The sequence below is a fragment of the Streptomyces sp. DSM 118878 genome, from assembly GCF_052936595.1.
The window spans coordinates 336,098-344,530 of sequence record NZ_CP193622.1 but is presented as its reverse complement, the minus strand read 5'-3'; the positions used below and the strand labels follow the sequence as shown (position 1 = coordinate 344,530).

Annotated in this window: 6 protein-coding genes; 4 read left to right on the top strand and 2 right to left on the bottom strand. The window is 71.7% G+C overall.

What is annotated here, in order from left to right; all coding sequences use genetic code 11:
• The first annotated feature begins 54 nt into the window (after nt 1-54).
• The 4 genes from ACRAKF_RS01425 to ACRAKF_RS01410 all read left to right on the top strand — a co-directional run bounded on the left by ACRAKF_RS01425 (nt 55) and on the right by ACRAKF_RS01410 (nt 5,627).
• A complete protein-coding gene (locus tag ACRAKF_RS01425; RefSeq protein WP_447034830.1) occupies nt 55-1,131 on the top strand; it encodes a MerR family transcriptional regulator in 1,077 nt (358 codons plus the stop codon).
• A gap of 98 nt (nt 1,132-1,229) precedes the next feature.
• Nucleotides 1,230-2,726, top strand: coding sequence for a hypothetical protein (locus ACRAKF_RS01420; protein WP_447034829.1), 1,497 nt, complete (start codon nt 1,230-1,232; stop codon nt 2,724-2,726).
• A 181-nt stretch (nt 2,727-2,907) separates the two neighbouring features.
• Nucleotides 2,908-4,215: an AAA family ATPase gene (locus ACRAKF_RS01415; RefSeq protein ID WP_447034828.1), complete on the top strand. Its 1,308-nt coding sequence runs from the start codon at nt 2,908-2,910 to the stop codon at nt 4,213-4,215.
• Nucleotides 4,216-4,421: 206 nt separating this feature from the next.
• Nucleotides 4,422-5,627, top strand: a complete 1,206-nt coding sequence (locus tag ACRAKF_RS01410; RefSeq protein WP_447034827.1) for a vWA domain-containing protein — start codon at nt 4,422-4,424, stop codon at nt 5,625-5,627.
• An 83-nt stretch (nt 5,628-5,710) separates the two neighbouring features.
• Here ACRAKF_RS01410 and ACRAKF_RS01405 read toward each other — a convergent pair whose 3' ends face one another.
• Both ACRAKF_RS01405 and ACRAKF_RS01400 read right to left on the bottom strand, forming a co-directional pair.
• The gene (locus ACRAKF_RS01405; protein ID WP_447034826.1) at nt 5,711-6,970 is read right to left on the bottom strand and encodes an FAD-dependent monooxygenase; all 1,260 of its coding nucleotides are present in this window, start codon (nt 6,968-6,970) and stop codon (nt 5,711-5,713) included.
• The gene (locus tag ACRAKF_RS01400; RefSeq protein ID WP_447034825.1) at nt 6,967-8,364 is read right to left on the bottom strand and encodes an MFS transporter; all 1,398 of its coding nucleotides are present in this window, start codon (nt 8,362-8,364) and stop codon (nt 6,967-6,969) included. Before ACRAKF_RS01400 ends, ACRAKF_RS01405 begins: the two co-directional genes overlap by 4 nt.
• Between the last annotated feature and the right edge of the window lie 69 nt (nt 8,365-8,433).

Sequence of the window (8,433 nt, the reverse complement as noted above, 5' to 3'; positions counted from 1 at the left end):
CACAACATCGTGAGGGCCGGGCGACGGGCCCGGCATGAGGAGGGGGAGCGAGCAATGGGGTTGCTGACCATCGGGGCGTTCGCGAAGGCGTCCCGGCTGTCGCCGAAGGCACTGCGCCTGTACGACGACCTGGGCCTGCTGCCCCCGGCCCGCGTCGACCCGGTGACCGGCTACCGCCTCTACGCACCGGAGCAGTTGGACCAGGCCCGCCTCGTGGCCTGGCTACGGCGCCTGGGAATGCCGCTGGCCCGTATCCGGCACGTGTGCGCGCTGGATGCGGGCGCGGCGGGCCAGGAGGTCCGCGCGTTCTGGGCCCAGGTCGAGGCCGACGCCGCCGCGCGGCGTGACCTGGCCGGCTTCCTCATCGACCACCTGTCACGGAAGGACCCCACCATGTCCACGACCGCGAAGCCCCTGTCGATCCGTTACGCCGCGCTGTCCGACACAGGTCTCGTTCGCGAGAGCAACCAGGACACCGCCTACGCCGGGTCCCGGCTGCTCGCCGTCGCCGACGGCTGCGGAAGCCAAGGAGCCCCCGCCAGTGCGGCCGCCATCGACGCCCTCAAGCACCTGGAGACCGACAGCATCCCGGCAGGCAATCTCCTCAACGTCCTCGAAGACGTCATCGACCAGGCCAAACAGGCCGTGCGCGACATCGCCGGAAGCGGATCCTCGCCCGAAGACACCGGCACGACCCTCACCGCGATGCTCTGGACAGGGTCACAGTTGGCCCTGGTCCACATCGGTGACTCCCGCGTCTACCTCCTGCGCGGCGGTGAGATGTTCCAGATCACCCACGACCACACCATGGTCCAGTCGATGGTCGACGAAGGCCGCCTCAGCCCCGAGGAAGCCGCCTCCCACCCCAGGCGCTCGCTGCTGGTCCGGGCCCTGGGGCACGGCGCCGACACCGTCCCCGACATGCGCCTCCACGACGCTCGGCCGGATGACCGCTACCTGCTCTGCTCCGACGGTCTGTCCGCCGTCGTGCCGACCCAGGACATCCACCGAGTGCTCACCGAGATCACCGAACCCGAACAGGCCGTACGCGAACTCATCGCACTCGCCAACGGCTTCGGCGGCCCCGACAACGTCAGCTGCGTGGTCGCCGACGTCTTGGAGCCCCAGTAAAGGCACTGACAGATCGGCATCTCTATGGTTACGATGCCGCCGATGATGAACTCCTCCTCGTACGGAACGGGGGAATCGTTCGCGCAAGGTGAGTGCTGATGGCACATCACCTCGCGAACGAGTTTCCTCCCCACCTGTTGATGTGGCAGCGCGTACGTCAGTACGCCGTGCCGCCGTCCATGATCGAGACCGCGACCGCACGACGTGCGGTGGGTGACTGGGCGGGGGCCTGCGCCGCCGCCCGCGTCGACGTCGACCTCGATCTGCGCGCCGTCCGCAACCGCCACGGCACCGAACTCCTCACCCGCCTCCGCGTGGATCTGCGTCGGCTGGCGCCCGATCTGCTGCGCTGGCACATGCCCAGAATCGCCCCTGACGGGCGGCTCCGGCCCGGCCTCACCATTTCCCTGGCCCGCTTCCACGGTTACGCCGCCACGCCACTGCACCTGGTCGTGCGGACACCGCCCGCCTGGGCGGACGCCGGGCAGCGGATGTCCCTCGCCCTGTGGGAAGGGTCGGTGGGCACCGCTGCCGGGCACCATCCGTACCACCCTCACCATCCGTACCACCCGCACTACCCGTACCTGTCCCCGTCCCCGCATCCACACCCGCATCCCGACCGGCGTTTCCGGCTCGACTTGCACCGCCATCTCTGGGACGCCGCTCGCAGCGGCGAACTGGGCCGAGCCCACCATGCCGATGGGTTCGACGGATTGGCCGCCGGGGCGGAAGTGTTGTTGCGCGCCGAGGGGCGGCCACGCGGGGCGTTCACCGTGCGGCTCGGTGCGCGCGGTCGCCGGGCCGTGCTCGAACTCGTCGCCCCCGACGCGAGCCATGCCCCGACGGTGCGGCCGCTGGGGGAGGAGCTGCCGCCACAGGAGGTCGCCGCGCTGCCGGTGCTGCCGGAGGCCGCGGCCCGGCCCCTGCCCGACCTGGAACTGCTGCGGGCAGGCCTGGTCGACGTCGAGAGCCTGCATCCGCTCGTCGCCGCGGCACTGCCGACGTTCGCTGCGGCGCCCTCGGCGCCCTCGGCGCCCTCGGCGCCCTCGGCGTCCTCGGCGCCATCGGCCGCCGGCTCGGCCCCCGCATCGGGCGATCCGCATCGCGTCCAGTGCCGCGGTGAGGTTCACCGCATCGCACTGCGGGACGGCGTCCTGACGGCGGTCGATCACGACCCGGACCAACTGCGCCGTGAGGAGCTGCTGGTGGCCTTCGGCGGGCCGCCATTGCCCTGCCTGCGGGCCATCGACGCGGTTCACCGCACCCCGCAGGCGCTGCCCGCGGTGCGTGAGCGGCTCGCCCACGGAGATGTCACCGGGGCGCTCGCGGTGGTCGAAGGGCTGCTCGGTACCGGTGCCGTCCTGCGCGACGGACCGCTCCGCGAGGCGCTGGAAGCCGCCGCGGCCCGCCGCGTAGACCATGGTCTCTTCCGATCCGGGCTCCTCCCCGGAGCCTCCGGGGCCGGGAAAGGGGCAGGTACGAGTGCCGGGCGCGCGAAGGCGGCTCATCGTCCTCGCCTCGACCGTCACACACCGGTCGTGACGCGCCGCAAGCGCAGTACCCGGTCCCGCCCTCGCACCGGCTTGGCCTGCTGACCGGCTTGGCCCGTTGACCGGTCTGGCCTGTTGACCGGTCTGGCCCTGTTGACCGGCCTCGTCTGCTGGCCGGTCCGGTCTGCTGACCGGTCGGCCTCGTACGCCGAAGCCCGTGCCCCCGTACACCTCCAAGATCCGGAATGGGGCCGCCCCGTTCCCCCGACCCACCCAGGTGATGCCCATGACCACCAGCACGCTCCTGCCCACTCCGCTCCCGGCCGCCGACATGCCCGTAACGACGACTCCCTCCGAGCCGTCCGATACCAGTGCCCGGCTCGCCCTCGCCGACGACTTGCTGGCCCTGCTGCGCACGACCAGCACCGAGCCGCGCCCCGATGAGCAGCTCGAAGCGCTCACCCTGGCCGTCTCGGCCGACCTGCCCGTGCTGCTCTGGGGTGAGCCGGGCATCGGCAAGACCGCGGCGCTGACACAGCTCGCCGGCTCCCTCGGCCTGCCGCTGACGACCGTGATCGCCAGCGTCCATGAACCGTCCGACTTCTCGGGACTGCCCATCGTGGGCGACGACCCGGCGGTGCAAGGTGTGCCGATGGCGCCGCCGCAGTGGGCCGTCGAGCTCGTACGCGCCGGGCGGGGGCTGCTCTTCCTGGATGAGTTGTCCACCGCCACGCCCGCCGTCCAGGCCGCCCTGCTCCGGGTGGTCCTGGAGCGGCGGGTCGGAGCGCTGCGCCTGCCCGCGGGGGTACGCATCGTGGCCGCCGCCAATCCGCGCGCCTCGGCGGCGGACGGGTGGGAGCTGAGCCCGCCGCTGGCCAACCGTTTCGTGCACCTGCACTGGACGCATGACCGTGAGGTGGTGGTGCGCGGCCTCGGCGGGGTCTGGCCGCGCGCGGAGCTGCCCCGGCTGCTGCCGGCGCGGCTGCCGGAGGCGGTGACGTTCGCCCGGGGCGTGGTGTGCGGCTTCCTGGAGGCGCGGCCGACGCTGATCCACCGGCTGCCGAGCACCGAGACGCGGCGCGGCGGGGCCTGGCCGTCCCCACGGAGCTGGGAGGCGGCGCTGACCCTGCTGGCCTTCGGTACGGCGGCATCCGTCTCCCGGGATGTGCTGGCGCTGCTGGTGAGGGGCGCGGTGGGGGACGGGCCGGGCCTGGAACTCCTCGCGTACCTGGACCGGCTGGACCTGCCGGACCCGGAGACGTTGCTCGCCGACCCGGCCGCCGCCGAGCTGCCGGACCGCGGCGACCTGCGTCAAGCGGCGCTGGACGCGGTGGTGGCGGCTGTCGGGGCACGGCCGGAGCGGGAGCGGTGGGAGGCGGGCTGGGCGGTGCTGGCCCGTGCGTTGGAGACCGGCACCCCCGACCTGCTGGTTGCCCCGGCGACGACACTGGCCGCACTGCGGCGCGACGACTGGGAGGTGCCGGACACGGTGGAGCGGCTGGCCGGAGTGGTCGGCCTCGCCCGGCGCGCAGACCGGTCGGTGGGGCGGGCCACGGCGGCAGCGGCCGGGCCCGGGGCGAGGACACGCCGATGACGGGGGCCGCGAAGCGCCCTGAGCCGCACCTGTCGCCGCACCTGTCGCCGCGCCAGGGACCGCGTCCGCTGCCCCGCCCCTCACCCCGGCCGACGGCGCCGCGCCCGGCGCGGGCCCCGGCGCCGAGGCAGCCGTCCGGCTCCGGCAGGCCGGACGACCGGCCTGGGCGAGGGCAGGGTGACCGCCGCCCCGGGCTACCCCTGGACATGGAGAAACTGCTCTCCGCCCGGCTGCACGCGGTGAAGGTCCGGCCCTACCTCGCCGACGCGCTCTTCGCACTGCATGTGGTGGAGGACCGCTCGGTGCCGACGATGGCGGTGGACGCCCATTGGCGCTGCTACGTATCCGCCGGTTTCGTGGCGCGCACCCCGGTGGAGGAGCTCGCGGGCGTCTGGGTGCACGAGGTCTCCCACCTCCTCCGGGACCACCACGGGCGGGGTGAGCGATACGCGCGCGAACACGGGCAGCACGGCCCCGGCGAGCGGTTGCGACGCAACATCGCCGGGGACTTCGAGATCAACGACGACATCTACGGTGATGGCCTCCCCCTGCCCACCGGGGCAGTGCTGCCGTCGCTCCTTCGGCTGCCCGACGGCCTCCTGATGGAGGAGTACCTGCGCAGGGCCTCGATGTCCGGGCCGGTCGCGGAGCTGGCCTGGCTGGACTGCGGCAGCGGTGCCGACGGACAGGAACGGCCGTGGGAACTGGGGCCGGACGGGGCCCATGGACTGACCCGGCAGCAGCGGGACGCGGTCCGTTTCCGGGTCGCGGAGGGCATCAGGGGCCGACCGGGCACGGCGCCCGAAGGGTGGCGCCGCTGGGCGGACCAGGCGTTCCAACCGCAGCAGCCCTGGCGGCAGTTGCTCGGCTCGGCGATCCGCTCGGCGGCGGGCGCGCCGGGGGTGGGCGAGAACCACAGCTACCGGCGCCCGTCCCGACGCTCGGCCGGCGTCCCCGGGGTGGTGCTGCCCAGCCTGCGCCGAACGCCACCCAGGGTCTGCGTGGTGATCGACACCTCCGGGTCGGTCAGCGACGCCGAGTTGGGCGGCGCGCTGTTGGAGGTGGCGGCGATCTCGCGGGCGGTGGGCGGACGGCGTGACCTGGTCTCGGTGATCTCCTGCGACGCGGCGGCCGGGGTCGTCGTCCCGCTCTGCCGTGCCGAGGCGATGGAACTGTTCGGCGGCGGCGGGACGGACCTGCGCTCCGGTTTCGACCGGGCGCTTCGCAGCCGGCCGCGCCCGGACGTGATCGTCGCCCTCACGGACGGCCAGACCCCGTGGCCCTCGGCACAGCCGCCCTGCCGAACCGTCGTAGGACTCTTCCCGCGCACCGCTCGTGGGGTCGACGAGGAGAACCCGGACTACGTCCCGGACACCCCGCCGCCCTGGGCACGTGTCGTCAGCATCGGCTGAGCGGGCGTGCGCTCCGAAGTCATTCCGGAGCCACCCCAAGCGATGCCATAGCCACCCCATAGCCCCTCATAGCCACCTCAGAGTCACCCCACGGGCATGAATTCGGGAAGCGTAAGGGCCGAGTGGGCCGGTCGCCCCTTCGAGGCGGGCATCGTGCTGAGCTTGCGCAGCATGTCGTTGCGCTGCTCCAGGGCCCGGGCTGTGGTGGGGAAGAGTGTGGCGCCGCCCTTGCCGATCTGGTCCTGGTTCAGGGTCACGAATTCACGGGTGCTGTGTTCGTAGGCGGCGAAGCCCGCCGCGTGGTCCCGGTCGGCCAGGGAACCGGCGAGCATGTACGCACCGACGAGCGCGAGGCTGGAGCCCTGCCCGGTGAGGAACGAGGGCGCGTACGCGGCGTCGCCCACCAGCGCGACCCTGCCGCTGGACCAGCGTGGCATGCGGATCTGGCTGACCGCGTCGAAGAACAGGTCATCCGCGTCACGCAGGGCGGCAAGCATTCCGGGGACCTCCCAGCCCGCGTCGGCGAAGACCGTGGCCACCAGGTCCCGTTGGGCCTCTGGGTCACGGAACGCGCCGAATGGTGGTTCCGCGTGGGCGAAGTTCAAGAAGGCGTGCACTTCGTCGTCGTCCCCCACGGCGTAGAGAGCCGCGGCTCTGCCCGGCGTGTTCCACATCGTCACCTCCTGGGAGAGGCCGAAGGTGTTGCGCATGGTGAACCCGGCGAAGCAGTACCCGAGGTACCGGTGGAACTGCTCTTCGGGGCCGAACAGAAACTCCCGGGTACGTGAGTGCATGCCGTCCGCGCCGAAGACCATGTCGAACGTACGCGTGCTGCCCCCGCGGAAGGTGACATCGACCCCGCGGCCGGACTGGCCGGACCGGCTGGACCGGATGGACTGCTCGGACTGGTCGAGGCCGACGATGGAGTCGTTGAACAAGAACTCCACGTCGTCACGGACCGCCGCGTAGAGAGCGTCGGTCAGGTCCCCGCGCCGCACCTCGATGTCTCGTCCCGCGACGCTGCCGCCGACGGCATGCGGATTGACCGAGGCCACCTTGCCACCGTCCCCGTCGAGGAAGGTGATCCGACGCAAGTCGACGTGCGCGTCCTGAAGTCGGGGCAGGATTCCCATCCTCCGGACGACCTCAAGAGCCGTGCCGCGTACGTCGATGGGGTAGCCACCGCTGCGCAGTGTGGCCGCTTTCTCCACCACCGTGACCGCGTATCCGTAGCGGTTCAGCCAGAACGCCAGGGCGGGGCCCGCGATGCTGGCCCCCGATATCAGGACGGTGGGCCTCCTCGGCGTGGGGCGGACGTCCGACGAGGGATCGGTGCGGGTCATTCCTTGACTCCTTTGCTCATGGTGCGGACGACAATCAGGGACAGCGCCGTGACGACGCCGGCTATGACGAAGCCGATGACGAAGGCGGATTCGGCCGGGACATCCGACCCGGAAGGGGTTCCCGCGGTGAGGATCGCTCCACTGACCTGCACACCCACGGCGTAGCCGAGCACGCGAGTCACCAGGACCAGGCTGGTGGCGATGCCGGTGTCACCCCGATCGACGGAGGTGGCGGTGCTGGTCACCATCGCCGTGACGCACAGGCCGTTGGCGAGCGCGATCATCACCTTGCCGAGGACGAGGTGCCAGGCCTCGGTGTGCGCGGCTGCCAGGCCGATCAAGGCGGCGACCATCAGGACGCACCCGGCGGTGACCACGGCACGCGAGCCGAAACGCCGCGCCCCGATCCCGCTGAGCGGCCCGGCCAGCGACGCGGCCACGGCGCCGGGCAGCAGGAAGAAGCCGATCTCGGTGGCGCCGGCCCCGAAGCCGTACTCCTCGGTGGGCACCGCGAACAACTGCGGGACGAGATAGACGGCCACCGAGGTGCCGACGCAGATCACGAACGTCAGCACACACGACTTCCACACCGCGGGACGTGCCAGCATGCGCAGATCGACCATCGGCGAGGCCACGCGACGCTCAACGGCTGTCCATCCGATGACGAAGGCGGCCAGAACCACGATGAGCCCGCCGAGTACGAGTGGCTGCGAGCCGATGTCGGGCGCCAACGCGAGTATGAGCATGAGCGTGGTCAGCGTCCCGCTCAGAAGGACCAGGCCGGGCCAGTCGACCCCGGCGTCGTCCGACCGGCTCGGCGGATCGTGCGGCATCAGCTTGTTCACCAGCAGGGTGGCCCCGATGACCGCGAACGTCGGCAGCGCGAACATCCAGTGCCGGGACAGCCCTTCCGCGACGGGACCTGCCGACAGCGTTCCCGCCATCCCACCGCCCACGAACAGCCCGCTGACCACCCCGATGGCCACCTTCGACTCTCCCGCGGGGAGGTGTTCGCGCACCAGGATGAACGACAGGGGCAGCGCGCCCACCATGGCCCCCTGGAGCACCTGACCGAGCAGCAGCACCGGCAGGTTCGGTGCCAGGGAGGACACCAGGCCACCGGCACAGACCACCGCCATCAGCCGGACCAGGACCCGTTTTCCGCCGTAGCGGTCACCTAACTTGCCTGCGACCGGTGTGATGAGCGCGCCGGTGATGAGAAGCATGATGCTGAGTAACGCCCCTTCGGCGGGGCTCATGTCCAGCTCGCGTTGCAGGAGCGGGAGCGTCGGTGTCACCACCGACTCCAGGGCGCCGGTGGCGATTGCCAGCATGCCGAGGGCCCCGACGGCAGCCTTCCCGATACGAACCGGGGGAGTCAGAGTTGTGGTCATGGACGTCCTTTCCGTCATTGCCGGGCGAGGATCTCCGCCAACAACAATTACACTACACGGTGTAGTAAA

Bases quoted from the DNA above. Each gene is read 5' to 3' on its own strand.
- ACRAKF_RS01425 (WP_447034830.1), top strand. From the start codon at position 55: ATGGGGTTGCTGACCATCGGGGCGTTCGCGAAGGCGTCCCGGCTGTCG.
- ACRAKF_RS01420 (WP_447034829.1), top strand. From the start codon at position 1,230: ATGGCACATCACCTCGCGAACGAGTTTCCTCCCCACCTGTTGATGTGG.
- ACRAKF_RS01415 (WP_447034828.1), top strand. From the start codon at position 2,908: ATGACCACCAGCACGCTCCTGCCCACTCCGCTCCCGGCCGCCGACATG.
- ACRAKF_RS01410 (WP_447034827.1), top strand. From the start codon at position 4,422: ATGGAGAAACTGCTCTCCGCCCGGCTGCACGCGGTGAAGGTCCGGCCC.
- ACRAKF_RS01405 (WP_447034826.1), bottom strand. From the start codon at position 6,970: ATGACCCGCACCGATCCCTCGTCGGACGTCCGCCCCACGCCGAGGAGG.
- ACRAKF_RS01400 (WP_447034825.1), bottom strand. From the start codon at position 8,364: ATGACCACAACTCTGACTCCCCCGGTTCGTATCGGGAAGGCTGCCGTC.